At 61.2% G+C, this 25,113-nt stretch carries 15 protein-coding genes and 1 pseudogene; 9 read left to right on the forward strand and 7 right to left on the reverse strand.

All coding sequences use genetic code 11. The annotated features are described in order from the left end of the window. Positions 1 to 12: 12 nt before the first annotated feature. A complete protein-coding gene (locus MA884_RS15655; protein WP_256231383.1) occupies positions 13 to 780 on the forward strand; it encodes a DUF2334 domain-containing protein in 768 nt (255 codons plus the stop codon). Further along, on the forward strand, positions 777 to 1,772 hold the full coding sequence (locus MA884_RS15660) for a lysylphosphatidylglycerol synthase transmembrane domain-containing protein (RefSeq protein ID WP_256231364.1): 996 nt from the start codon (positions 777 to 779) through the stop codon (positions 1,770 to 1,772). Before MA884_RS15655 ends, MA884_RS15660 begins: the two co-directional genes overlap by 4 nt. A 7-nt stretch (positions 1,773 to 1,779) precedes the next feature. Here the strand turns inward: MA884_RS15660 and MA884_RS15665 are convergent, their stop codons facing one another. Together MA884_RS15665 and purU are read right to left on the reverse strand one after the other, a co-directional pair. After that, entirely contained in the window at positions 1,780 to 1,971 is a 192-nt protein-coding gene (locus MA884_RS15665) for a hypothetical protein (RefSeq protein WP_256231365.1), read from the reverse strand. A 58-nt stretch (positions 1,972 to 2,029) separates the two neighbouring features. Next, entirely contained in the window at positions 2,030 to 2,878 is an 849-nt protein-coding gene (purU, locus tag MA884_RS15670; protein WP_256231366.1) for a formyltetrahydrofolate deformylase, read from the reverse strand. A gap of 304 nt (positions 2,879 to 3,182) precedes the next feature. On the opposite strand from purU, the gene mvaT reads away from it, so the two are divergent. Then, complete coding sequence (mvaT, locus tag MA884_RS15675) at positions 3,183 to 3,560, forward strand: histone-like nucleoid-structuring protein MvaT (protein WP_256231367.1); 378 nt, start codon at positions 3,183 to 3,185, stop codon at positions 3,558 to 3,560. A gap of 97 nt (positions 3,561 to 3,657) precedes the next feature. Here the strand turns inward: mvaT and sbcB are convergent, their stop codons facing one another. Continuing rightward, positions 3,658 to 5,085, reverse strand: coding sequence for an exodeoxyribonuclease I (gene sbcB, locus MA884_RS15680; RefSeq protein ID WP_256231368.1), 1,428 nt, complete (start codon positions 5,083 to 5,085; stop codon positions 3,658 to 3,660). A 493-nt stretch (positions 5,086 to 5,578) separates the two neighbouring features. On the opposite strand from sbcB, the gene MA884_RS15685 reads away from it, so the two are divergent. From MA884_RS15685 to MA884_RS15710, 6 genes are all read left to right on the forward strand, one after another. Next, on the forward strand, positions 5,579 to 6,304 hold the full coding sequence (locus MA884_RS15685) for an RDD family protein (RefSeq protein WP_256231369.1): 726 nt from the start codon (positions 5,579 to 5,581) through the stop codon (positions 6,302 to 6,304). After that, complete coding sequence (locus MA884_RS15690; protein ID WP_256231370.1) at positions 6,301 to 7,275, forward strand: stage II sporulation protein M; 975 nt, start codon at positions 6,301 to 6,303, stop codon at positions 7,273 to 7,275. Before MA884_RS15685 ends, MA884_RS15690 begins: the two co-directional genes overlap by 4 nt. Next, positions 7,262 to 8,800 carry a DUF4129 domain-containing protein gene (locus MA884_RS15695; RefSeq protein ID WP_256231371.1) on the forward strand — a complete coding sequence of 513 codons (1,539 nt, stop codon included), beginning with the start codon at positions 7,262 to 7,264 and terminating at the stop codon, positions 8,798 to 8,800. Before MA884_RS15690 ends, MA884_RS15695 begins: the two co-directional genes overlap by 14 nt. Beyond that, positions 8,797 to 9,960 (forward strand): DUF4350 domain-containing protein, encoded by a 1,164-nt coding sequence (locus MA884_RS15700; protein WP_256231372.1) that lies wholly within the window; start codon positions 8,797 to 8,799, stop codon positions 9,958 to 9,960. Before MA884_RS15695 ends, MA884_RS15700 begins: the two co-directional genes overlap by 4 nt. Beyond that, on the forward strand, positions 9,957 to 10,961 hold the full coding sequence (locus tag MA884_RS15705) for a MoxR family ATPase (protein WP_256231373.1): 1,005 nt from the start codon (positions 9,957 to 9,959) through the stop codon (positions 10,959 to 10,961). The genes MA884_RS15700 and MA884_RS15705 overlap by 4 nt, the downstream gene beginning before the upstream one ends. A gap of 235 nt (positions 10,962 to 11,196) precedes the next feature. Then, entirely contained in the window at positions 11,197 to 12,528 is a 1,332-nt protein-coding gene (locus MA884_RS15710) for a DUF58 domain-containing protein (protein WP_256231374.1), read from the forward strand. Positions 12,529 to 12,532: 4 nt separating this feature from the next. On the opposite strand, the gene MA884_RS15715 is transcribed toward MA884_RS15710, so the two are convergent. The 4 genes and pseudogenes from MA884_RS15715 to MA884_RS15730 all read right to left on the reverse strand — a co-directional run. Beyond that, complete coding sequence (locus tag MA884_RS15715) at positions 12,533 to 17,005, reverse strand: Ig-like domain-containing protein (protein WP_256231375.1); 4,473 nt, start codon at positions 17,003 to 17,005, stop codon at positions 12,533 to 12,535. Continuing rightward, positions 16,998 to 21,092, reverse strand: a complete 4,095-nt coding sequence (locus tag MA884_RS15720) for a neuraminidase-like domain-containing protein (protein ID WP_256231376.1) — start codon at positions 21,090 to 21,092, stop codon at positions 16,998 to 17,000. The genes MA884_RS15715 and MA884_RS15720 overlap by 8 nt, the downstream gene beginning before the upstream one ends. Next, on the reverse strand, positions 21,089 to 24,700 hold the full coding sequence (locus MA884_RS15725) for a Tc toxin subunit A (RefSeq protein WP_256231377.1): 3,612 nt from the start codon (positions 24,698 to 24,700) through the stop codon (positions 21,089 to 21,091). The genes MA884_RS15720 and MA884_RS15725 overlap by 4 nt, the downstream gene beginning before the upstream one ends. A 132-nt stretch (positions 24,701 to 24,832) precedes the next feature. Then, a pseudogene (locus MA884_RS15730) lies at positions 24,833 to 25,113 on the reverse strand (hypothetical protein); the annotation flags it as partial.

The following is a 25,113-nucleotide window of genomic DNA, read 5'->3' on the forward strand; positions in this document are numbered from 1 at the left end:
AAGTCCGTGTCGATGAATCACTCGCCCAGCCTGCTATTGGTGCTGCACGACGTGGCGCCGCAAACCTGGCCCGACTACCAGCCCTTCGTCGAAGCCGTCGATGCCCTCGGCCAGGTGCCAATGACCTGGCTGGTGGTGCCGGACTTTCACCACGCCAACGCGCTGGAGGATCACCCAGGTTTTCGGCGCCTGCTCGACGGTCGGGTCGAGCGCGGCGATGAACTGGTGCTGCACGGCTATTACCATTGCGACGACGGTCCGCCGGCGACTCGTCCCAAGGACTGGTTCATGCGCCGGGTGTACACCCACGAAGGCGAGTTCTACAGCCTGTCCGAGGAGGCCGCCCTCGCCCGCCTGCGCGCGGGTGTCGAAACTTTCCAGCGTTACCAGTGGCCGCTGGAGGGTTTCGTCGCTCCGGCCTGGCTCATGAGCGAAGGCACGCGCCAGGCACTGCGCCAGTTGCCACTGAGTTACACCAGCGATCCCCAGCATCTCTTTCGCTTGCCGGACTTCACGCCGATCGACGCCCCGGGACTGGTATGGAGCGCCCGCAGCGCCTGGCGCCGTGGCCTTTCCAAAGTCATCAATGATCAACGTGAACAGCGCTGGCGCCAGGCACCGGTCATTCGCCTCGGCCTGCATCCCGTCGACATGCGCCATGGGTTCTCCCGGGATTATTGGTTGCGCACCCTCGAACGCCTGCTCAACGACGGCCGCGTACCGATGACCAAGGTCCAATGGCTGGCGACCCAGGGCCTGCCGGTCAGCAGCGCCGCATGAAACGGCTGATCTGGCTGAGCGCCGCCTTGCTCATGGCGTTACTGGTGCCGTGGCTGATGGGTGGTGGGGAGATGTGGTCGCGGGTGCAGCGCTTTCCCTTGTCGCTGCTGCTGACCATGCTCGGCATGATTGTCCTGTGCTGGGGCCTGAATTCCGTACGTCTGCGTTTGCTGCTGGGTGAACACCGCGGGCGCGTCGGCCGGCTGAAAAGCATTGGCGTAATCATGTCCACCGAGTTCGCCATGTGTGCAACGCCCGGCGGCAGTGGCGGGCCACTGACACTGATGGCGTTGCTGGCGCGCAATGGCGTGCGTCCGGCTCATGGCAGCGCGGTGTTTGCCATGGATCAGTTGAGCGATCTGCTGTTCTTCTTCTGCGCCTTGGTCGGCATCCTGTTTTATGCCTTGTTCCAGAACCTCAGCCAGAGCATCGAATGGATGCTGGCATTGAGTGCCTTCTCGTTGTTTGGCGGACTGTTCGGCTGCGCGCTGGTGGCCCGCTACCACCGCAAACTGATTCTGCTGGGTGCTCGGTTATTGCGACATTTGCGGGTAAAAACCGCCACTCGCCAACGCTGGGGACGCAAGATCCTGCACTTTCTGGCGGCATTTACCGACACCCTGAAATTGCCCCGTCAGACCCTGTTTCAGGTCTTCGGCCTGACGTGCCTTCACTGGGCCCTGCGTTACAGCGTGTTGTATCTGGCGTTGAGAGGACTGGGGGCGGATTTGCAGTGGGCCTGGAGTTTCCTGATCCAGATGCTCTCCTTGAGCGCGGGGCAGTTCAGCCTGCTGCCGGGCGGCGCCGGGGCGGCAGAGTTGACCTCGGCGGCGCTGCTGGCGCCCATGGTGGGCAAATCCACCGCGGCAGCAGCCATTCTGATCTGGCGAGCGGTGACTTATTACTTTTATCTGGTCGCCGGTGGGCCAGTGTTCTTTTTGATGGTCGGGCGACCGTTGATCAAGAAGCTGATCAAGCTGCGACAGGCGTGACTTCCATTTAGACATCACCGCTTTCAGGCTTCGTAGGCGCTTGTTCGTCCTCGGGGTGCGTTTGTTTCCACAGTTGCGCCGCGTCGGGAAAGTCCGTGCCATCTTCTGGACTCAACGCTTCAGGATCGTAACGGCTCAGGCAGCCCTCGCCCAAGGTGGCCGGGGCTCGGGAGGTAGCTTTTTCCAACGGATCGGTCATGGCGAACCTCATGAAAAAAGGGCCTGGTGATCATTCCCCCAGGCCCTTTGCAGTGTAGTCAGAACACCACGGTCTTGTTGCCGTGCACCAGCACCCGGTCTTCCAGGTGATAACGCAAACCCCGCGCCAGTACCATTTTTTCCACGTCACGGCCGAAACGCACCATGTCTTCGATGCTGTCGCTGTGGCTGACGCGCACAACGTCCTGCTCGATGATCGGCCCCGCGTCCAGCTCTTCGGTCACGTAGTGGCAGGTGGCGCCAATCAGCTTCACGCCACGCATCGAGGCCTGGTGATACGGCTTGGCACCGACGAACGAGGGCAGGAAACTGTGGTGGATATTGATGACCTTGTGCGCGTATTCGCTACACAGGGCTGGTGGCAGGATTTGCATGTAGCGGGCCAGCACCACCACCTCGGCATCGTGCTGCTTGACCAGCCGCGAAACTTCGGCAAATGCCGGCTGCTTGTCCTGAGGGTCGACCGGGACGTGGTAATACGGGATACCGTGCCACTCCACCATGCTGCGCAAGGCGTCATGGTTGGAAATGACACAGGCAATGTCGCAATCAAGCTCATCGCTGTGCCAGCGGTGCAGCAAATCGGCCAGACAGTGGGACTCTTTACTGGCCATCAGCACCACGCGTTTTTTCTGCGCGGTATCGGTGATTCGCCAGTCCATCGAAAACTCTTCGGCAATCGGCGCGAACGCCTCACGAAAGGCTTCGATGCCGAAGGGAAGCGAGTCGGCACGAATCTCGTGACGCATGAAAAACCAGCCACTGTGAGTGTCCGAGTGATGGCTCGCTTCAGTGATCCAACCGTTATGGGACGCCAGAAAATTACTGACTTTAGCAACGATGCCGACGCGGTCCGGGCAAGCGATCACCAGCCGAAAAGTGCGCATTAGGGGAACTCCAGAACTTCACAAAGGCGGCCATTCTAGCCATTGCGCGGCAAAACTGCAGTATCGATGACAGGCCGCGCACATTTGTGTACCCCGCCAGCAATGGGGGCGGACCTTTGGCAACACGCTATATTTGTGAGCCGATGTGAAGACTGTGTTTCAGTATTTAACTGCAACGCCGTTTTTGTGAGGCCGCACTAATTAATTAAATAAAACACCGGTTAAATGTTTACTTGATGAAACTGTCTGATTACTATTGCCTCACTGTCTCCTTGTCACCCGCGTCCTACATAAGGTAGTCCTCATGTCCTTGATCAATGAATACCGCAGCACCGAAGAAGCAATCAAAGAACTGCAAGAACGTCTGAAAGCCCTGTCCGCAGACGACAAGCTGCAGAAAGAACTGGAATTCGAAGGCAAACTGCGCACGCTGATGGGTGAATACCAAAAATCGCTGCGTGACATCATTGCCATGCTGGATCCAGAAGCCAAATCGGGCAAAGCAACCCGTGGCGCGGTAAAAACTACCGGCACCAAACGCGCTCGTAAAGTTAAGCAATACAAGAACCCGCACAACGGCGAAGTCATCGAAACCAAAGGTGGCAACCACAAGACTCTGAAAGAGTGGAAAGCCAAGTGGGGCGGTGACGTGGTTGAAGGCTGGGCTACCCTGCTGGGCTAAGCCTCGCCGGTTCGCGCCGCTTTAAGCGAACAAGAACAACGCCAGCGATTGCTGGCGTTTTTCATGCCTGTCATTTACCCATTTCAATCATCACCACTCAAAGGCTTAAACGTTTACGCAATTGCTGGCTGTAGCCCTGCCACTCTACGAGAACCTCACGCTGCAATGGCGTAGAAACGGCCATCCATTCCCCCATCGCCTCATCAAAACTTTGCAAGGTATTAGGCGCGCCCCATTCCGGGGAGGACAAACGTTGCTGACAGAAAAGTCTCCAGTGTTCCTGCTCTTCGGCGGTCAACGTGTCCGGGAAGTTGCGCGCGCGATATCGGAACAATAATTGCGGCAAACGCTCATCATCAAAAGGCCAGCGCTCTTGCGCCAATTGAGCAGGATCAGCCATGCGCACTTGTTCACACAATCGACGATCGCGGTCGCCGATGAAGCCCGCGTATAACTGCTGCTCGGGATCCTCACTGGCCGTGAAATCCTCGCCACCATAAATAGCCTCAAGTTTGTCCTGCCAAACTTGCTGTGCGTCAGTTAGCCGCAGCGCACGCGCCTTGTAAACGTCCATGTCCAGTTGCAGCCGCTGCTGGTCCTCGGCACGCAGCACCGACAGCGGCGCGACCACCGGGCACTTGTTGATATGAATGAGCTTGAGAGGCACCGGCAACTCACCTTCGAGCAGTTCTTCACGGCGGGTATACAACCGCTGACGCAGGGTTTCGGCATCGTGGTCGAACAGGCCTTGGGGGTCCATGTGCAGGTCGCAGACAATCAGGGCATTGCGATTTTTCGGGTGCCAGGCCAATGGCAAAACAACACCGATATAGTTCCGCGCAGCCGAGAAACGCCCGGAAATATGCACCAACGGCTGCAACAGGCGGAGCTGATCCATGACTTTCTGTTTGCTGCGTAACTGGAACAGCCAGTCGTAGAGCCTGGGTTGTTTCTGGCGGATCAGTCGGGCCAGGGCGATCGTCGCGCGCACGTCCGATAACGCATCGTGTGCCTGGCCGTGGTCGATACCATTGGCGGCGGTCAGGCGCTCGAGCTTGAGCGTGACGCGGCCCTCCTCTTGCGGCCAGACAATGCCTTCGGGGCGCAGCGCATACGCGGCGCGCACCAGGTCGATCAGATCCCAGCGGCTGTTGCCACCCTGCCATTCCCGCGCGTACGGATCGAAAAAATTCCGGTAGAGGCTGTAGCGGGTCATTTCATCGTCGAAGCGCAGGGTGTTGTAACCGGCGCCACAGGTGCCAGGCGCGGCCAGTTGCGTGTGGACACGGGTCATGAAATCGGCTTCGCCCAAGCCTTTTTCGGCCAGGCATGCCGGCGTGATACCGGTAATCGCACAAGCCGCCGGATGGGGCAGGATGTCATCGCTGGGCCGGCAATACAGATTCACCGGCTCATCGATTTCATTGAGTTCGAAATCGGTACGGATCCCCGCCACCTGCAAGGGTCGGTCGCAACGCGGGTTGATGCCGGTGGTTTCGTAGTCGTACCAGAAGATGGAAGTCACGGGTTGTTCCTGGGTTGAAGACTGGCGAAGTCTAGGCCTTCGAGCCCACCCACGGCCAGCGCTGCATACTTTTTGAAATCCAAATGGGAGCTAAGACAGACACCAGATCCGTGAACACTGAACCCCTCCTGTGGGAGCGAGCCTGCTCGCGATAGCGGTATGCCTGAAACGGTGATGTTGGATGTGCCGCCGTCATCGCGGGCAAGCCTTGCTCCCACAGTTTTCCGAGTCGTTCGCAGATCCACATCCACCACAAATCCACTGTGGGAGCGAGCCTGCTCGCGATAGCGGTCTGCCTGAAACGGCGATGTTGGATGTGCCGCCGTCATCGCGAGCAGGCTCGCTCCCACAGTGGTTCTACTTTGTGTTCGGGGCCTGAATCCTGTTGCAAGCCATGAAATGACATACATAGTTATGTCGTTTGCTCGCACGAAGACTGCTAGCATCGGGGCCGAGATTGAACGTTCGAACCGGCCCATCACTCAGGTTGCCCATGCTCGAGAGACCAGCACAGCAAAGGAACGCGACGCTGCCCCCGGCACTGGATACGCGGTATCAGGTTGAAACGCCCGAAGGCATCGACCTGCCACTGCGCCCGGCGGGGTTGATGTCTCGTGCGCTGGCCTTTGCCATCGACCTGGGCATACGCGGGCTGGTCCTGGGGCTGATGTTCATCATCCTGGCGTTTTTTGGTGAACTGGGCATTGGCCTGGGCTCCATCCTGCTGTTCGTCGTCAGTTGGTGGTACATGGTGCTGTTCGAGGTGCTGAACCAGGGACGCTCCCCCGGCAAACAGATCATGGGGTTACGAGTGGTGCAGGACGACGGCAGGCCCATCGGCTGGTCCGCCTCATTGATCCGCAACCTGCTGCGTTTTGTCGACATGCTGCCCTTCGGCTACACGTTCGGGGCAATCAGTTGCCTGCAACATCCTGCCTTCAAACGCCTGGGAGACCTGGCAGCCGGCACCCTGGTGGTGTATCGCGAGCAACCGGTCAAACGTCCCGCGCTGCCCCCGGCGCAGCCGATACGGCCACCTTTTGCCCTGAGCCTGAACGAGCAACGCGCCGTGCTGGGTTTCGCTGAACGCCAGGCTGAACTGTCCGAAGCGCGGGTCAACGAACTGGCGACCATCCTGGCCGCGCCACTGAACGTCCAGGCCCCCAAAGCCGTGGCCGAACTCAATGGCATCGCCCGTGGCCTGCTGGGGCCAACATGAAACAAAGCCTGTTCGAAAGCCGCCACCAAGGGGAATGGGACCGCCTGTCCCGGCAACTCGATCAACTGGAGCGCAGCCGCAACGTGCCCCAAAGCGGCGACTTTCCTGCCGCCTACCGCAGGCTTTGTCATCATCTGGCGCTGGCCCAGGCACGCGGTTACAGCAGCCTGCTGGTCGACACACTGCAACAGTTGGCGCTGCGCGGCCACCAGCAACTCTATCGGGACCGCAGCCGGCCATCGACCAGCCTTTCGGCGTTTATCCTGGCCGGTTTCCCCCGACTCGTGCGGGAACAATGGCGTTTCGTACTGGCCGCCGGGGTGATGTTCATGGGCAGCCTGATCGGTATCGGGCTGCTGGTCTATCTGTTTCCGGAACTGGTCTACAGCCTGTTGAGCGCCGAAGAAGTCAGCCAGATACGCGGCATGTACGACCCGGCCGCCGGGCACCTGGGGCGTTCGATCGAGCGGGCCTCCAGCGAGGACTGGGTCATGTTCGGCTACTACATCATGCACAACACCGGCATCGCCTTTCAGACCTTCGCCAGTGGCTTGATGTTTGGCCTGGGCAGCGCGTTCTTCCTGTTTTTCAACGGCCTGACCATTGGTGCGGTGGCCGGGCACCTGAGCCAGATCGGTTCGGGTGGGACATTCTGGTCGTTCGTGATTGGCCATGGCGCCTTCGAACTCACCGCCATCACGTTGGCCGGTGCCGCCGGCCTGCAACTGGGCTGGGCGTTGATCGCGCCGGGGCGCCTCACTCGAGGCGAGGCCTTGCGGATCGCCGCCGGCAAAAGCGTGTTGATGGTCGGCGGCGTGATGCTGTTGCTGCTGATTGCCGCGTTCATCGAAGCGTACTGGTCCTCCAGCGCCGTGACAGCCGCCACCAAATACACGGTCGGCGCCTTGTTGTGGCTTTTGGTGATCAGTTACCTGGCGTTTGCCGGACGGGCCCGCCATGCGCCTGAGTGATGCCACCGTGGTCATCCGCCCGCGCACCACCTGGGAAGCCATGGACCTGGGCGTGCTGATGAGCCAGCAGCATCGACGTTTGCTCATGACCAGTTGGGCCGTTGTCACCTTGCCGCTGTTTGCCCTGTTGTCCCTGCTGCTGTGGGATTCGCCATCCCTGGCGATGTTCCTGTTCTGGTGGTTGAAACCGGCCTTTGACCGTTTGCCCCTGTACATCCTCTCCAAGGCGCTGTTTGGCGAAACACCAACGTTGAAACAGGCCGTGCGCCAGTGGCCTACGCTGCTCAAACCCCAGTTGCTGGCGAGCCTGACCTGGCGACGGCTGAGCCTGAGCCGCAGCTTCCTGATGCCCGTGGTGCAACTCGAAGGACTCGACGGCGAGGCGCGCGAACAGCGCTTGCGGGTGCTGCTGCAACGCAACCGTGGTGCAGCGCAATGGCTGACCGTGATCGGTGTCCACCTGGAAATCGCCTTGTGGTTCGGCCTCATGGCCTTGTTCTACCTGCTCGTGCCGCAGCAGGTAGAACTGCAATGGAACTGGCAGACGCTGATCGCCGTCGCCGAGCACGACTGGTTGTGGCTCGAGCACCTGATCAACCTGTTGTATCCCCTGCTGCTGATCGTCTGGGAGCCGGTGTATGTCGCCTGCGGCTTCAGCCTCTACCTGAACCGGCGCACCCTACTCGAGGCCTGGGACATCGAACTGGTATTCCGGCGCCTGCGCCAACGTCTGAGCAGCACGGTCCCCGCGCTGATGTTGCTGGCACTGCTGCTGTTGCCGCTGGCACCGCCGGCCTGGGCCGCCGAAGACAGCACCGCCCCCGACAGCCCGCGGCTGCTCAACCAACCTCTTACCAGCGAGGCCTCCAGGGACAGCATCAAGGCGATCCTCCAGGCCCCGCCGTTCAAGAACCCGGAAACGCTTACCCGCTATCGCCTGGGTGAAGAAACCGCCGAAACGCCCGAGACCGACGAAGCGCCGGGCTGGCTCAAGGCATGGTTCAAATGGATGAGCGGCCAACGCTTCGACATCGCCGCCGCGCTGATCCAGATCGTACTGTGGGCCTGCCTGGTGGCGGCGATTGCCTGGCTGGCCTGGCGCTACCGGGAAAGGCTCAGGGCCTTGGTGAATCTGCGACCGACAAAACGCCCACCCGTGGCACGACCGGTGCCGGCGCAGATGTTCGGCCTGGATATCCGCGAAGAGAGCTTGCCGGACGACGTGGCCACCAGCGTTGAACAACTATGGGCCGCGGACCCTCGCCAGGCGCTGGGGCTGCTGTATCGGGCCTTGCTCAGCCGCTTGCATCATGACTTTGCGATGCCCTTGAAACCGGCCGACACCGAAGGCCAGGTGCTGCAACGCATCGAACAGCTGGAGCATGAACGCCTGCTGACGTTCAGCCAACACCTGACCCAGCACTGGCAAAACATTGCGTACGGCCATCGCCCGCCGCCGCCCCATCTGCAACAGCAACTGTGCGACGACTGGCGCGGATTGTTCGGGCCGCAGGTGTCTCGATGAATCGCCGCGCAGGGCTGTTGATCGGCGCAGGGGTGGCCGCGCTGGTGTGCGTCTTGGGCTTCTACCTGTTCCTGAAAGCGGTGCCCTATCAGGAAACCATCGATCACGGCCCCTCCCCCGAGGCCCAGGCCAATCCCTACCTGGCAGCCGAACATTTCCTGCGCCGGCAGGGCATAAACGTCGAGCACGCCAATAACCTGGACGTCCTGCCCAACCTTGAGCCTGATCAGCGCAGCCTGCTGTTGTTGGGTGAACGCACCCACATGACCCCACGGGAAGTCGACCAGTTGATGAACTGGGCCCAGGCCGGTGGACGATTGCTGTTTGTCGCCGAGGCCTTGTGGGATAACAGCACCGCCAGCAGCGGCGACTTATTGCTCGACCGTGTGCGCCTGCGTCAATTCCTGAGCAAGGACCTCAAGGCGCCGGAGCCCGAACTCATCAAGGATCGCTACCCCAAGCTGACCAAGCTGTACCTGGAGGACGAAGAAGCGCCTGCGTATGTCGGCTTCGACACCGACTTCCACCTCGAAGACCCGCAGAACCTCGCCCAGGCCTGGGCCAACAGCGCGTTGGCGACCCACATGATGCAACTCAACCACGGCCTGGGCTCGATCACCGTGCTCACCGACGCCGAGCTGTGGAAGAACGACCATATCGACCAATACGACAATGCCTGGCTGCTCTGGTATTTGAGCGCCGACACGCAGGTGACGCTGCTGTACGACATCGATCACGACAACCTGCTGACCCTGCTACTGCGCTATTTCCCCCAGGCCTTGGTGGCGCTGCTGGCCTTGATCGCCCTCTGGCTCTGGCGTTCGGCGGTGCGTCAGGGCCCACTGCAACAACCGGCCTCCAAAGCGCGGCGCCAGTTGGAGGAACACCTGCAGGCCAGCGCCGCTTTTCATCTGCGCCACAATGGCCGGCAACATCTGCTGCACAGCTTGCAACAGGACGTGCTGCGCCGGGCACGCCATCTGCACCCCGGTTTCGAACAACTGGCCGTGGCCGAGCAATGGCAAGTGCTCGCCCGCCTGACCCGCCAACCCACGCGGGCCATCAGCCAGGCCTTAAGCCCCCGACCGCAACAGCGCATGTCCAGCGCTGAGTTCTGCCGTCAAGTCGCCCATCTGCAAACCCTCAGGAATGCCTTATGACTGAAGAGAACGAACCTGCCGGCGGCCAGACCCACGCCGCCCAACAGCGCCAGCGCGCCAGTCAACTGGCCCAGGCCATCCGCACCGAGTTGCACAAGGCGGTGGTCGGCCAGGCCGCGGTAATTGACGATGTGCTCACGGCCCTGATCGCCGGTGGGCACGTCTTGCTCGAAGGAGTTCCAGGATTGGGCAAGACGCTGCTGGTACGCGCCCTGGCCCGCTGTTTCGGCGGCGAATTCGCGCGCATCCAGTTCACCCCCGACCTGATGCCCAGCGACGTCACCGGACACGCGGTGTACGACTTGCAGAGCGAGCAGTTCAAGCTGCGCAAGGGGCCGGTGTTTACCAACCTGCTGCTGGCCGACGAAATCAACCGCGCCCCGGCCAAGACCCAGGCCGCGCTGCTCGAAGCCATGCAAGAACGCCAGGTCACCCTCGAAGGCCGCGCCTTGCCCATCGCCCAACCGTTCATGGTGCTCGCCACCCAGAACCCGATCGAACAGGAAGGCACCTACCCGCTGCCGGAAGCCGAGCTCGACCGTTTCATGCTCAAAGTACGCATGGACTACCCTGACGCCGACCAGGAATTGAACATGGTCCGTCAGGTCAGCCGTTCGACCCGGGCCGACATGCTCGATGTGCAACCGTTGCGCACGGTGTTGCAGGCCAAGGACGTGCAAGCGCTGCAACGCATCGCCAGTGACCTGCCGATGGACGATCAGGTGCTCGACTACGCCGTGCGCCTGGCCCGCACCACCCGCAGCTGGCCAGGACTGACCCTGGGCGCCGGGCCCCGTGCCTCGATTGCCCTGGTACGTTGCGCCCGGGCCCGGGCATTGTTGCGCGGCGGCGAATTTGTCGTGCCGGATGACATCAAGGGCTGCGCCCTGGCCGTGCTGCGCCACCGGGTGCGGCTGGCGCCGGAGCTGGACATCGAAGGCCTTTCGGTGGATCAGGTGCTGGGGCAACTGCTCGATCAAGTGCCAGCGCCGCGGTTGTGAGGAGGCGGCCTGTGCCAAAAACACCTTTTGTGCCAAGAGCACTTCTTGAGGCAAGAGCGCTTTCTGTGGCGAGGGAGCTTGCTCCCGCTGGGCTGCGAAGCAGCCCCCTGGTTTTGCCTGGCACAGCGCAAGGGGACGCTACGCGTCCAGCGGGAGCAAGCTCCCTCGCCACAGGAAACCTCTTGGCAGCAGACTCTTTTATCAAAGCAAATACCCTCTCCAAGGGAACGCCCCCATGAAACCCTCGCGCCTGCTGCTGACCTGGCTCGCCATTCTGCTGGCCCTCGGCATCGTGCTGGGCACGTTGCGGGCGCAGGGCTTTGCGGTTCCATCGATGTTGTTGTCGATCCACTGGGGGCTGCTGCTGGCCCTGCTGGCCCTGGCCATACTCGATGCCGTGCGCCTCAAGCGCTTGCCCTCGCCCCGGGTGCAACGGCAGATGCCCGGCAGCCTGGCATTGGGTCGCTGGAGTGAGATACGACTACAGATCAGCCATGACTTTGAGCAGCCGCTGAACGTTGAGATCTTCGATCATGTTCCCGACGGCCTGGACTTCGAAAACCTCCCCCTGTCGGTCGAGCTGAAACCCGGTCAACACAGCCAGATTGGCTACCGCCTACGCCCGCTCAAGCGCGGTCACTTCAGCTTTGAACACTGCGAAATCAGCCTGCCCAGCCCACTGGGCCTGTGGGCCGGCAAACGTCTGCTGGACGCACTCGACCACACCCGCGTCTACCCGGACTTCGCCAGGCTCTACGGCGGTCAACTGCTGGCGGTGGACAACTGGCTCAGCCAATTGGGTATCCGCCAGCGCCAACGGCGGGGCCAGGGCCAGGAATTTCATCAACTGCGCGAATTTCGCGAGGGCGACAGCCTGCGCCAGATCGACTGGAAAGCCACCGCCCGCCATCGCACACCGATTGCCCGGGAGTACGAGGACGAGCGCGACCAGCAGATCATCTTCATGCTCGATTGTGGCCGACGCATGCGCAGCCAGGACGGCGAACTGGCGCACTTCGACCACGCCCTCAACGCCTGCCTGTTGCTCAGCTACACCGCGCTACGCCAAGGCGACGCCGTGGGCCTGAGCACCTTCGCCAGCGAACAGCCACGCTACCTCGCACCGGTCAAAGGCACCGGTCAACTCAACGTGTTGCTCAACACCGTGTATGACCTGGACAGCAGCCAACACCCGGCCGACTACCAGGCCGCCGTCACCCAACTGCTGGCCCGGCAGAAACGCCGAGCCCTGGTGGTGCTGGTGACCAACCTGCGGGACGACGACGATGAAGAACTGCTGACCGCCGTCAAACGCCTGGGCCAACGGCATCGGGTTCTGGTGGCGAGCCTGCGGGAAGAGGCACTCGACCGTTTACGCCAGACACCGGTGCAAACCCTGCCCGAAGCCCTGAGCTATTGCGGAACGGTGGATTATTTGAACGCCCGAGCCGAACTGCATGAGCGCTTGAATGCCCATGGGGTGGCCGTGCTGCAAGCCCGGCCCGGGGAGTTGGGGGCCGAGCTGGTGACGTTGTATCTGGCGTGGAAGAAGGCCGGGAATCTGTAGGCCACTAGGGCTGGACATTCACCACGCACGGTAACGTCCGTGATGGCAGGTCCGGGCTGCGCAGTTCCACCTCGAAGTTACCGTAGGCCTGGTCCTGAGTCTCGATCGTCCAGCCCATGGGCGTCGCCGTGACTGGCCGGTATACATACAAGCCCGGATCAAACACCAATCCCAAGCCGATGGGTGGGGTGCCGAACAGGGCAACTTCAGTCTCGTCCATCAAGGTGCTGTCCTCATTGACTCTCAACTCCAGAACGTGGCTTCTGCCATGAATCAGATACAGCGGCCTGGAGGGCAGATACTCCATATCGACCGGGTCTCCGTTCAGCCAAAGCGTGAATTCCTGCACCCAACTATCTTCATCGCGAGTAATCCCTGGCAAAGGAGGCGACGGTGGCATTTCGGTTATCAAGGGAATATCGAATTCCAGAACAAAAGGCCTGTTTTGCGCCTGGTCGGTAAAAATAGTCCAACTCAAGGAAGTACTGCCTTGCTCCATCGCAACCAATTGGTCCAACGGCGGATCGAACACCAGACCCTGCACCTCTTCGCCCGGCTTGAATTGCAGACGGATCTGGGCATCCGGCTCGCCAATCAGCCAACTGCCCCCATAGTCCAACTTCAACGTGCAAACCTGTCCAGCGAATACATTCAACTTGACTTCAGGCCACTCTACGGATTTGCCATTAACGTAAGGTCTGAAATCCTGCAACCATGTCATGTCATTGGGCAGCAATTCAAAGGTCAGACCTGCCACCTCCCATCCCGCATAGCCCCCCGTGACAATGGCGTATAGAACCCCCTTCCTGACTCCGGGCAGACTGAATTGCACCGAGGTTTGCCCATCGGCATTGGTCCTGGTCGGAGCAATCGTGATGTCGGGGTACTCCCACCGCACCTCGACGTCCTCCAAAGGCTCGCCAGTCATGGCCGACACCACGGTCACCACCGCTGAAACCAGCTCGCCGATATGACCATTGGCTTGATCGCTGGTGAGCGACTGGATTTCCCGGGGCTCGTGCAAGAAGTACGACAGCACCACCGATGCCGCGTACGGCCCTTCCCCCACCGTCGCAGTCAACTGCGCCGCGCCGGGCGTGGTGGGCACATAACGCACTCGCGCCCTCCCGTAATAATCGGTCACGGTGGTCACTTCCCCTAGGTCATCACCGCGCCATGTCACAGTCACCCCGGCAATCGGCTTGCCGCTGATGGATGAGATCACGGTGACCTGTTCGACCATCTCCTGCCCCCAGTCCAGTATTTGCTGAACCCCGCTGTCCCAGCGGATCTCCAGCACTTGCTCGCCCTCGCCCAACGACATCGCGTTCGCCGGGGAAAGGCTGGCCAGACGCTGGGACGCCAGGCGCAAGGCAAAGCTGCCGTCCTTCAGATCGCCAGCCTTGAGCGTGAAACGCAGGCCCTCGCTGGGAAACTCGCGAGGCATTCCCAAAGGGTCAGGCAAAAAGCTGATGCCCAGTTCGGTGGGCCCGGTTCCGGTCATGCCAAGCGTCAGCTCACGCTCGAACAACGGACTGTTCTCGGAGGCCATCAGCTCAAAAACATGTTCGCCCTTGCGGCGCGGAAAGTAGGTTTTTTCGCCCCAGGGTCGCGCGGGTGCGCCATCGAACCTGACCGTCAGCCCCGCCCACGGATCACTTGCCAGCGCCATGACCTCAAAGTTGCGCTCCTCTTCGTAGCTGTCGTAACGACCGCTCACCGAGGCCTTCACTGCCTGGCTGCCGGCGGCGGCCGGCGCCACGGCAAAACCGGACCAACCATCGGCGTCGGTGGGCTGTGCGCTTGAACCGCCCGCTGTCCAGGTCACCGGAACCTGATCCACGGCACGCCCGGTGAAGTGGGAAACCACCTGGACCCACAGCCACGCAGGATCCTGCCCGACCACCGGGTCGACCGGCGATTCGCGCCAGCCCTGGATCCTGACTTTGTTATGGGCCAGCGTCATCGGCTTGGCCGTGGCGACGAAGTCCAGCGCAGGCACTGCCCAAGCCAGGGCAAACTCACCCGGTTGTTCACTGGCGGTAAAGTCCAGCGTCCAGATCGCGCCGCCGTCGTTGATCGGTTGCGCAAGATTCAGCGCCGGGCGAACCGTTGCCGCCAATTCCTCGGCGGATGTCCCGGACCATGCCAGTGTTGACTCCAACCCCACCAGCGGGCTCAGCGCATTGGGCAAAACGCTAAACCGATGAAGCGCCCCCAGGCACGGATAAAGCGCCTGGGCGTCCAGTGCGGCGGCAATCTGGTCGAGTCTCAGGCTGACTTCTTCCGCCAGGTCCTCGGACACCAATCGCCCCGTCAGCTCGCGGACGACTGAAACACTCTCGAGGCGCAACTCCAGCTCAAACAGGCTGCTGGTGCTGCTATTGACCTGTGAGGCGAGCGTCCATTGGGCGCCAGCCGCTACCAACTGCTTGGGCGTGCCAAGGTCACTGGGCACCAGGCCAATCTCCGGCGCGGCCCCTCGCCAATGCAAACTGATGTTTTTACCGATCCACGTGCTGCCGGAGTTGGGCACGACTTTGAGTGTGTGCGTCTGCCCGCGCCGACAGAGCACACCGAGCGTATTGCGCTCGACCACCTCGCCATCGAGCAGAATACTGACTTCACTTTTCCAAGGGCTGGTCGCAATCGCCGTCACATCGAAAGGCTGCTCCACCGCAACGGCTTGCGCGTGGGCCTTGATGCTGGCGATGACCACTTTGTCCCCCGCACTCTGCGGCGTGTACAACACACTGGCCCAGCCGCCGATGCCGGTGGTAACGGTGGGTAGCGTCTGGTCCCCGGTTTTCCATTCGACCTGGGCATTGATGACCGGATCGCCGTCGCCGCTGGCCACGAAGTGCACCACCTGCACCCGCAACAGCACGCTTTCGTTTTCGTCCACCACGGGAAACTTGTTGGCCTCTCGGACTTCGCCCACCCGGACCAGATTGCGCGCCAGCGACATGGCTTTTTTCGGTGAAGGCAGCAACAGTTTCGAGCAGGCCAGTTGCAGCTCGAACCGACCGTCATAACGATCTTCGCTGGTCAGGGTCCAGGCCAGCTCGGCGCCGGCGACCGGCACCGGAGCTTCAAGGGCCGGGCTGACAGCCACCCCCAATTGCTCGTGGGAATCACCGCTCCAGTGCAACGACAGATCCGTCCCCTGCAAGGGACTGGCGGCGGGCAGTTTCACGTCGAGGGGATAATCCGAGCCGCGATTGGGGTAGCCGGTTTTTTCCTCCCAACGCGACTCAACCCCCTCGACCACCGTCAGCACATCCTTCCACGGGTCCGTGGCCAGCACCCGCACCGTCAGGGTTTGAGTCAACGTGCCAGAGGCGTAGTACAGGCTCTCGACCGACGCCTGGATCTCGACATCACCAGCCTGCGTCGGCTGAAAATCAAAGTAGGCCCAGCCGTCAGTTCGGCTGACGGCAACGCCGCTGACCTGCCCGGTCGTGGAGGTCCAGTTCACGGTGCGGTCGCTCAAGGGTTGCCCGGTGTAATAGGAACTGACCTGCACCCCCAAGCGCACACTTTGGTCGTATTCCAGCACCGGGTAATACGCCGCCTCGAGCACTTCACGAAAGGCCAATCGATGGTGCCCCAGGGAGACCTGCACCGGATAGACCTCGGCGGCGTACTGGTTGACCACGTCCATCGAGAACAGATACGGACCGTCATCACCGATTGCCGGGCAGTCCAGAGTCCACGCCGAATCCAACGGGTGATCCACGCCCCAGGCGGGAGTCGCGATCACCGCACCCTGGGGATTGTCGGCGCTGGTCAACGCGGCTTGGGTGCCGGCCCAGGCATTGCCCGGATCGGGAACAAACTCCAGCTGATGAGCCAAGTCACCCGAGGCCCCCAGGCACACGTATAAAGGCCCGGTTACCGGCAGTGTTTGCTCATCAAGCTTGAACGTTTGCATCAGCGCTGGCTCAAGGTGCAGCTGAAGGTTGATGCGCGTGATACGGATGGCCGAGAGGTCGTCATCCGGGGCGTTTCGCGGGCTGTAAATACTCACCGTAAGGGTGTCTTGAGCGTTGAACGGCAGCTCCAACGGTACGTCGTAGGCAATCGGTCTGTAATCCAGCGGCTGACCGTCCCTCAGCCGTGCCTGATCCTCCTCCACATCCCGGGCCGCTCCCCGCGGCAACAGGACTTCCTGCTCCTGCGGCTGTTTATCGCTGCTAATGACCAGCCTGCCCGGTTCGGTATGCCTCGTCTCGCACAGGAAGGTGAGGATGTAACGAGCTTGAGCCCCCGGGTCCTTGGGCGCCATCAGCGCCTGACTGACCGAAGCCCCATCGCCGGCAGTCAGAAAACTAATGTACTGGCCCTCCCCGTCATACCATTCCATCCCAGTGCCCAAGTCACCCAGAATCGGTCCACGTATCCAGTGTTCGATCCAGTCTGCGAAGTCGCCATTGAGCACCAGATTTTCATTAGCCAGGATAATCGGCTTATTCATGACGGCCTGCTCCTTCGACGGTTGAGGAGGGGGGGGTGATTTCAGTCTTGGTGATCTGATCCTCGACGGCCCGCACAAACGGCGGCTCGCCAGCCCTGGCCATGTAACGGATGCGCACGATGATGTCCGTCAACGACAGCAGCATACTTTTCTGCGGTTCCTTTTCCGGCCTTGGAAAACTCAACAGCCAGCGCGAAACCACCCCGGTGTTTTCGAAGGGGTTGAGCATGCTGTCATCGGATTTCATCGCCACCATGCCGTGGTCGCCCAGCCCCATCGACAAGGCGATCTGCTGACCGCTGCGCAGGTTGATCTGCACATCGGAAGGCGCCACTTTACCCGCCGGGTCATGCAAGTACTCCACTGCCGGAATGGAGGCCTTGGTAGCCGTCATGCTGCTGATCTGCAGCAAGGTGGCACGTACATGTTCATAAGGTCCGGTCAGCACGGGCAGGTCGACCTCGACCGAGCTGATTTGCCGGCAGTAGTGCCCCGGGTGGTCGCGGTCGAACAGCAGTTGAGAGAGCTTGAACTCCAGCGTGCCTTTTTTTAGCTGCACCAGCGCTCTGTCCCAACTGTCGATACCCGTCTGCGGGTCGCTCGCATCGTCGAACAAGTGGCGCAAGGAAATGGTCTTGACCAGTTCCAACCGCCGTTCATAGCGTTGCAGGTACTCGCGCTCCATGCGCATCAAATGCCCGCGCAGGTGCTCGCCTGCCGTCAGACCGTGGCGGTTATCGAGCCAGACCTGGGGCAAGGGCATCTGCGAATCATAGTCACCGGTTTCAGCACTCAGCGAGGCCTGGGCGCTGAGACACAGACTGACGACGGCATCGTAGGCCTGATAGTGCAACGCCTTAAACTGGCCCAGCAGCCAGCCGAACAGCTCGGCATTGGTCGCGCGCTTTTTGATGAAGTTGTAAACCGTCAAAGCCTGACTGTTGGCCACGAGGGTTTGCTCCAGGGTGGTTTGGGTGGCTTGCACGGCGTGGTCTTGGGCGACGATTTGCGCGTCAATGGCACGCACTTCCGCCAACGCCTGATCGCGTTGCAGCTTCCACTCCTCGCGCCGACGACGGTAACTCTCGGTGGTAGCCTGTTTGTCGGCGTCCATTTGCATCACCGAGGCGGCTATATCCAAGCCGAAACACACCGCGTCGGCGATTTTGTCGAGACGATGCCCGCCGTTGGCCAGGCCGAAGATGGTGGGAAGCGAGGCAATCACAGCGCCCGCGGGTTTGATGCTGGCCGACGTCAACGACAGCGCTTTGGAAAGCTGCAGGCTCTCCATGACCTCGTACTCAACCTTCGACACGTTTTCCTCATAGAGACGTCCATAAGCGGCTGCCCGCTCCTGTGCCACCGCCCGGCTTTGCTCCAGCGCGGTCTTGCTCGCCTCTAGCTGACTGATGTTCTCTTCCTGCACCGTCTGGGCATAGGCTCCCAACTCCACCAGATGGTTCTGTTGCAGTTCCTGCTGCTCGGCCTGGTCCCGTTGTTCGAGCAAACGCAGCACCTGGGCGCCGTGATCCTGGAGCGCCTGCACGGCGCGCAATGCCACCTCGAACGTCGTGCGCCAGCGGAACGCCCCTACCACCAATCGGCCGCCCATGGGCCTTGGCGCACCGGCACCGCCGGCCGCCAGGTCGCGCAACAAGGCGTTGGGATCGGTAGGCGGACTGAAAAGCGGCACCTCCAGTGGTTTGCCGTCCAGGGTGAGGTTGTTGCGCAGGTTATGCAGGCGCTGGCCGGGCAAGTCGTACAGTGCGAGCAACTGCTCATTGATCGGTTGTTTGAAGGGCTCGTTGGCCAACAACCCAAGCAGCGGCGGTGCTTCGGAGGCGGCGGGAAAGTCCGCCAGGCTGAAGGCAAGGTTTTGCTCGAACTGTTCAAGGGCCGGGCGCGACGTGCTTTTGTTGATCAAGCTGTCCACCGTGTCGGTCTCCCAGCGGTTGACCGTTCGCACCGCCGGTGCTTTGCCCATCAGGAATTCGGCCTGCACGTAACACAGCTTGGCCGCTACCAGACTGTCACGGGTGAGTTGGCGGTAGTACCAGTCTCCCCAGGCCATCAGGTTCTTGACGTACTCCGAGAACACCAGGATTTGAAAGTGCCTGGGCGCCGAATAGCCGATGGCGTCGGGGTCAGTGGGGGCCTGGGTTTCACAGCCCAGGTTGCCAGCGCTACTCAAGGGGCGGCAGCGCCAATACGCCGGTTTGGGATTCGGGTATTGAGGGTCGTTGCCAGGGTCGGCCGGCGCTTGCGGGTCGAACAGGTAATGCAACCAGTTCTGCGCTTCCAGGAAGCGGTCCTCGGCGCGCAAGCGCGTCGCCACCAGGTGCGGCAGGTGGAAAAACAGCTCCCAGAAAAAGAGACCGTTAGCGCCATCGAAGGCCCCGTTGGGCTCACTGATCGTTTTGGTTTCCGGGGGCGGCTCCGACAGAAATTGCGTGTCCCAATCCAGCACCGCCTCGACGGAAATATTCGAGCGCTGCACCAGCTCGGGGCCGAACAGCGAATTCAGGCGGGCGTACTTGAGGGTCAGCTCGGGCTGGTTGAGGGAGAGAAACTGCGCTGCATCGAGGCTGTTCTTGAGCAGGGAGACAGGGGGGAAACTCGTCACATTGATAATGGTGAGTTGAAACTTATTTTGGCCCTGCGCACCCGAGGAGGTACCCAACGTAAAGGTGGTCGGCTGCGACCATGAACCGCGCTCCCGTCTATAAACCCGCCACTCGGTACTCCAGCCACCAGCAACGGGAAAAGCCTCCGAGAGATCCGGTGGATCATCTTCGGTGGGATTGACCAACGTCAAGTCCAGGGTGACATCGCCTCCGGTCAAACCCGTTGGCCGGCAGTAACCGCAGACCACCAGCACATCGTCGCCATCGACGCGAAACACCGCAGCCTGCAGACTCAGGAAGGGTGTCATCGTGCCCGGCCTGTCCACGACAGTGACCATGGTCGGCTGATTCATCAGCGGATGTTGCACCGTCTCAGCCGTGACAAAACGCTTGAGCGCCGCGTGCTCCAACCAGCCGCCATCGTCCCAGGCCACAGGGCGGAACAGCACATCGCGCACCGCAAACACCTTGAGGGAATCCTCGTTGTTGGTCAGAAAAACGCCCAGCTTGCCCTTGGGGTTGTAAGGGTCGGCCCACACCGTCGCAATCAACCGGGCGCCTTGGGAAAGGTCGTCGTCCTGCACGCTGCTGTGCAGGCTCAGCGGCGCCGACCATCGGCCATTCTGGGCCATGAACGCCACTTTGATATCCAGGCGGTGCGGCAGGCTTACATTGACCTCGCGGCTCTCGTCCTCGTTTTCGACCTTGTACTGCCACTCGGCCCACACCAGGCACAGTCGCCCACTCCAGAACACCGGCCGGATGTCCATCACCATCACGCCCGTGGGCGTATCCACCGGCAGCCATTCACTCCACGCCGCCGGGTTAATGGCGGTGCAACTGGAGGAGAGCTCGACCTCGGCCTTGCGCCAGAAATACTGGTAAGGCGGTACTCGCTGACGGCCGACAAAGTAGTAGTCGGCCCGCGCGGGCGAAACGCTGTCCATGTAGCTGCTGAGCACCTCCAGGTTGCAGGTTTGCTCGAACGTTTGCAGGTACTCCTGCAAAGCGATCTGAACGGAATCGCTGTTCAGGCGTGCCTGGTTGAGGTTGTTTTCAAGGGTCTTGAACAGACTGGTCTTGCGCTGCCGCACGAAGGGGTTGATGAAGTTTTCCGGGTAAAGGGCGATCATTTGCAACGCCGACCAATCCGGGTAGTTGTTGTAAAGCTCCCAGGTGGCCAGGTCCCGCTTGTCGAACTCGGTGTCGGCATAGCCAGGTTCCAGCTTGCGGTAGGCGGCGTGGATGAACTGTTGGGCGCAGCTGGTCGCTTCGGCGACCCAGGAGCTCTGCACCGGGTAACTGTCCAGGGGATCCAGGCGCAGCAATTCGAACAGGTCCGCCGGGGTACGCAGGAAGTTGTAGGGAGGATTCGCACCACTTTTACCAACATGCCCGAGGCTGTATTCGATCAGGGCGGTCCGGCGTTTTTCGAGCAAGTCACTCATCGTGTTCCGTGTCATGGGACTTGCTCCTCACTTTCAAAGGTGATGGGCGGAAAATCAGCTAACACGCCACCTTCAGGGGCAACACTGATCTTGAACCTTCCGCCGGTAGGGCTGGAAGCAAATGTGCGGGCCCGGCCTTCCTGGTTGGTGTAGCTCTGATCCGGTCGATAAACCACCGTGCCTTCACCACCATCCATAGCCGTGGTTAACCAGCGCGTCAGATGGTTTTTCGCAAGGTTTCCATGGATGTCCTTGATGGTGGCGTAGAGTTCGACTTCCTGACCGGCAGGTACCGCTTGCAGAGGTACCGGTGACATGTGCCGTGATGGGATGGCTATGTTTTGAGTATCGATAGTGACCTCGACGGTCGGGGCATACTCGCGCTCAAACAGATCGAGCCAGAATTGCGGCGTATCCCACCCCGTCACCTTGCCCGGTATGTAATCGGCCTCAACCACGCCGTCGATATTCGTCGCCTGGGTTTCAATGGTTCCCAACTCGGCGCTCCAGTAAACGTTGACTCCGCTCAACGGCTTCCCGTCGCTGTCCATAAGGGTGACGGTGAAGGTGATTTTTCCCCCAGGCGCCGCCACCACTTCGGTATTGTCCGGGTCGCACGTCACGGTAACGAGCTGCTTCAGATCCCCGGTGAAGGTCACCAGCGGCCGATCGGATTCGGACAGGCTCAGCAACGCATGCTCGGCGGCGTCCTTGTAGGCGGGTTTGTCGACCTCTTCCGGCAGTCTGCCCATCAGGAAAATCGTCAAGGCATCCATGCCGGTGCGCGCCGCCAGCACCCGCACTCGCATCAACAGATCCAGTTGGGGCAGGTTCTTCAGGATTTTGTGCCCGGACTCGATGCGGCTGACGCACTCACGCACCTCTTGCACGCTCCAGTCAAAAAACCCGGCCAGCCGGATGGACGCCGCTTGCTCGGCCAGACGCAGGGCATGCCCCCCTATCGGAGAAGGCAGCGCATTGACCTCGCGCAGGTAGTCGAGCAGCGTCTGCGCCGGTTGCTCGCTCAATTCAAACGCACGGTTGAGGGTGGTCAGGTAATAAAGCGTGCGCACCGTGAACGCGTGCTTGTCGTCCTGGTCCAGCCAGGCTTTATGGCCGTAATCCAGATAGTCGCGCAACACCTCGGCGCTCAGCCCCAGTTTCGCCACCACCGCACTGCGACGGAGCACATCGGCCAACAGCGCAAGCAATGGGTCAGCCAATGCGTTGCGGCCCTTCACCAAACCTTCAACATTGGAGAGGTCGCGCTCAAGCACCAGGCGCAGCAGGCCGCTCACCGTTGAATTGGCCCACGCCAGCACCTCGAGCGCTTGCTCGGCACCGATACTCGTGTAAACCGCCAGGCACTCCTTGACCACCGACACCTGGGCGTCCCTGGCCTCCAACACCACAGCGAGCAGCCGCTCGACGATGGCGGGGCGCTCCAGTTCATATTGTTCACCGAGGCCGATGGTCACGGCGTGATCAAGCTCTCTTCGGGCAAAGTCCAGGTATCGAGCCTCTGTTCCCGTGCGCGACTTCACCAGCCCATCGGACTCGACCAATGTCGTCTGCATCCCCAGCAGTTCCAGCCAACTGGCGCCCGCCATCGCCGGCACACCGCCCATCAGGATCGCCGAGTGGGTCAGCAGTGCGCCGGACAACAGGTTGAGCACCTGCTCAAAAAGCCGACCCTCAGCGTCCAGGGAGGCGTCCGGCACGGAAGGCTGCGAGACCTGCTGCACCATCCAGAGCACCGGCAGGTCGTGATCGGCACACCAGTCCACACACAATTGCATGGCATGGATGAGATTCAGCACATCCGGGCTTTCGCTTGCGGTGGAGTTGATCAGGGGCACACCCGCCAGGCCGTTGAGCCAAGGCGCCCCACCCAGCACCGTCAGCATCAGCACGCCTTCGACCGGGGTGATGCCCAACAGCCGGGGCAGCTTCACCATGCGGTAGAAACTGGACATGATCGCCAGGTTACGCGGCAGGCTGTCGCCGGTGATGCCATGGGCGTTGGCAATCGCCAGGGCCAGGTAGTTGTAGGTCTGCAGGTCGATGCCCAACGCGCTGCACAGTTGGCTGACGGTCAGGTCGGGCACCTCAGGGGCCGGCACGATCGGAAACGTTCCGTCGTCGAGCTTCAAGGGGTCACGGTAATCGCCCTGGCCATTGAAGACCTGATCGAATTGGGAGAGTGCTTCACCGCGACCGTAAACCGACAACTCGTCGATAAACACGGCAAAGTCGTTCACCGGGCATTCACAGCGCTCACGTAGCGACTGAAACAGCCCGAGGGCATGCACGACCTGTTCGGTGATCCACCAGCTATCGGCCGGCGCACCACCGCGCACCTCAGCCTTGATGGCCGCCACCAGCAGCGCATCCACCTGCTCGCTGGGCAGCGCCAGCCATTGATCCAGGCGCAACTTGCGATTCATTCGGTCGTAATGCGCAAGTCCCGCGGCGTCGCCTGGGCTCACGGAGAGTTTATGAAGAAACGAATTGTCCTCTCCGCTACCGGTAATATGGACAGCGGGGTGGGCATTGGCGTTGAGGTAAACCGAACCGGAGCGCCCGCTTTCCGGGTCTTCAGGCACCGTTTGCGACGAGTAGGTCACATTGGCCGAACGCGCAGGCGCAAAGCCGCGTACCGACAGCAAAGCCTCGAGCCCCTGGGTGTCGAGCTTGGTTCGCTCACCGAAGAAAGACACCTGATCAAGCTCTTCCCACGCCTGCTCCCCAGCCCCGAAGTTCTCCAAATAGAAGGCTGTGCGGTTCGCACTGGTGAAGGGCGGTTCGGTAAGCAACCATCGCTGATAAGGTCCCAGCCGTGACGCATGGGCCAGGGCCGGGCCCACATCGCTGTACCAGGCCTGGGTCTGGAAAAAATACGGAAAGGACGGGCTCACGCTTTGGGCAAAACTGCCCACCGACAGGCCATGGTGACGGGTGACCGTATCCACCGTGACCCAATGCTGGAAGTAAGGAAGCCCATTGGGATAGCGCGCCTCGATCATGGCCTGCTCAAGGTCCGCCGCAGGCACATTGATGAACTTCTCCAGCACCGGGACGATGATGTCCACCGACGACACCGATTGATGCACCGCATTGAAATCGACGCTCAGCGGCTTCAGGTCTTTGCGCCGGTCATGCAACGGCAACTTGCTGGCGTCGCTTGAAGCCGCTTCGATGCGTTGCTCGATCCACCGCATCAACTCAATCAAATACGCCACGGGTGACGCGATAGACTCCAGGGCCTGGGGTGGGCACAAGCTGTCGAAGCGGGGGTTGAACAAGAGCTCGAAACTGGGGCCTTGAACCATCGACAGCAAGCCACTGCTTGCCCGCCGCCACTCTTTTGCAGAACCGTACAGGCTGTGTTCGATGAACTGACGCCGCAGATAAATGGCCATGCTGTTGAGGTGCCGTAACAGCTGAAGGGCGTCATCGGGGCTCACGCCAAAGTCTCTCACCACCCCCTGTACGCCCTTTTCCACCAGCGTAAAGATCGAACCGCCCTCTTCGAGGTACGTTTGCAGCGCCGCGTAGTGGGTGAGTTGCTGGTCACTGAACACCTGATTCAGCAGCTGTAAAGCGGGACGGGGGTCAGCCATGGACGAGTCCTCGAATTCGATAACGGCCCGGAGCGGCCCGACGAAGCCGTCAGGCCGAGCGTTTGGTTAACGTGATTTGGCGCTTGAGAGCCCAAGTCGTCTACTGTCAGAACCGACAGGTTTAATGACCGCTCATCGGGAGTTCGATGCCTGGGTCGGGCTGGTGGGCGGCCGGACTTCGAAGCGCCCGCTCTCAACCCAATCGGAAGCCGTCGCGCCGTCCGCCGTGTCGGTGATGGTCTGCCTGAACCGGCACCAGTTACCGCCAACGGACAGCGATTGCGACGCCCCGCCCTGCCACCCACCGGCTTCGACGTTGAGATCCGGAGCCCAGACTTCATCCGGATTGAACCAGCTCACCACTTGCCCGACACCCGGTCTTCCCTCGCCTTCGAACCGGACCGGGTTGTCGA

Origin of the sequence: Pseudomonas sp. Q11 (genome assembly GCF_024494355.1) — a bacterium.
GTDB lineage: Bacteria > Pseudomonadota > Gammaproteobacteria > Pseudomonadales > Pseudomonadaceae > Aquipseudomonas > Aquipseudomonas hefeiensis.

Excerpts from the sequence above, each read along its gene's own strand:
- MA884_RS15720 (WP_256231376.1), bottom strand. The coding sequence starts at position 21,092 with ATGACACGGAACACGATGAGTGACTTGCTCGAAAAACGCCGGACCGCC.
- MA884_RS15715 (WP_256231375.1), bottom strand. The coding sequence starts at position 17,005 with ATGAATAAGCCGATTATCCTGGCTAATGAAAATCTGGTGCTCAATGGC.
- MA884_RS15685 (WP_256231369.1), top strand. The coding sequence starts at position 5,579 with ATGCTCGAGAGACCAGCACAGCAAAGGAACGCGACGCTGCCCCCGGCA.
- MA884_RS15725 (WP_256231377.1), bottom strand. The coding sequence starts at position 24,700 with ATGGCTGACCCCCGTCCCGCTTTACAGCTGCTGAATCAGGTGTTCAGT.
- MA884_RS15700 (WP_256231372.1), top strand. The coding sequence starts at position 8,797 with ATGAATCGCCGCGCAGGGCTGTTGATCGGCGCAGGGGTGGCCGCGCTG.
- MA884_RS15690 (WP_256231370.1), top strand. The coding sequence starts at position 6,301 with ATGAAACAAAGCCTGTTCGAAAGCCGCCACCAAGGGGAATGGGACCGC.
- purU (WP_256231366.1), bottom strand. The coding sequence starts at position 2,878 with ATGCGCACTTTTCGGCTGGTGATCGCTTGCCCGGACCGCGTCGGCATC.
- mvaT (WP_256231367.1), top strand. The coding sequence starts at position 3,183 with ATGTCCTTGATCAATGAATACCGCAGCACCGAAGAAGCAATCAAAGAA.
- MA884_RS15665 (WP_256231365.1), bottom strand. The coding sequence starts at position 1,971 with ATGACCGATCCGTTGGAAAAAGCTACCTCCCGAGCCCCGGCCACCTTG.
- MA884_RS15705 (WP_256231373.1), top strand. The coding sequence starts at position 9,957 with ATGACTGAAGAGAACGAACCTGCCGGCGGCCAGACCCACGCCGCCCAA.
- MA884_RS15710 (WP_256231374.1), top strand. The coding sequence starts at position 11,197 with ATGAAACCCTCGCGCCTGCTGCTGACCTGGCTCGCCATTCTGCTGGCC.
- MA884_RS15660 (WP_256231364.1), top strand. The coding sequence starts at position 777 with ATGAAACGGCTGATCTGGCTGAGCGCCGCCTTGCTCATGGCGTTACTG.
- MA884_RS15695 (WP_256231371.1), top strand. The coding sequence starts at position 7,262 with ATGCGCCTGAGTGATGCCACCGTGGTCATCCGCCCGCGCACCACCTGG.
- MA884_RS15655 (WP_256231383.1), top strand. The coding sequence starts at position 13 with ATGAATCACTCGCCCAGCCTGCTATTGGTGCTGCACGACGTGGCGCCG.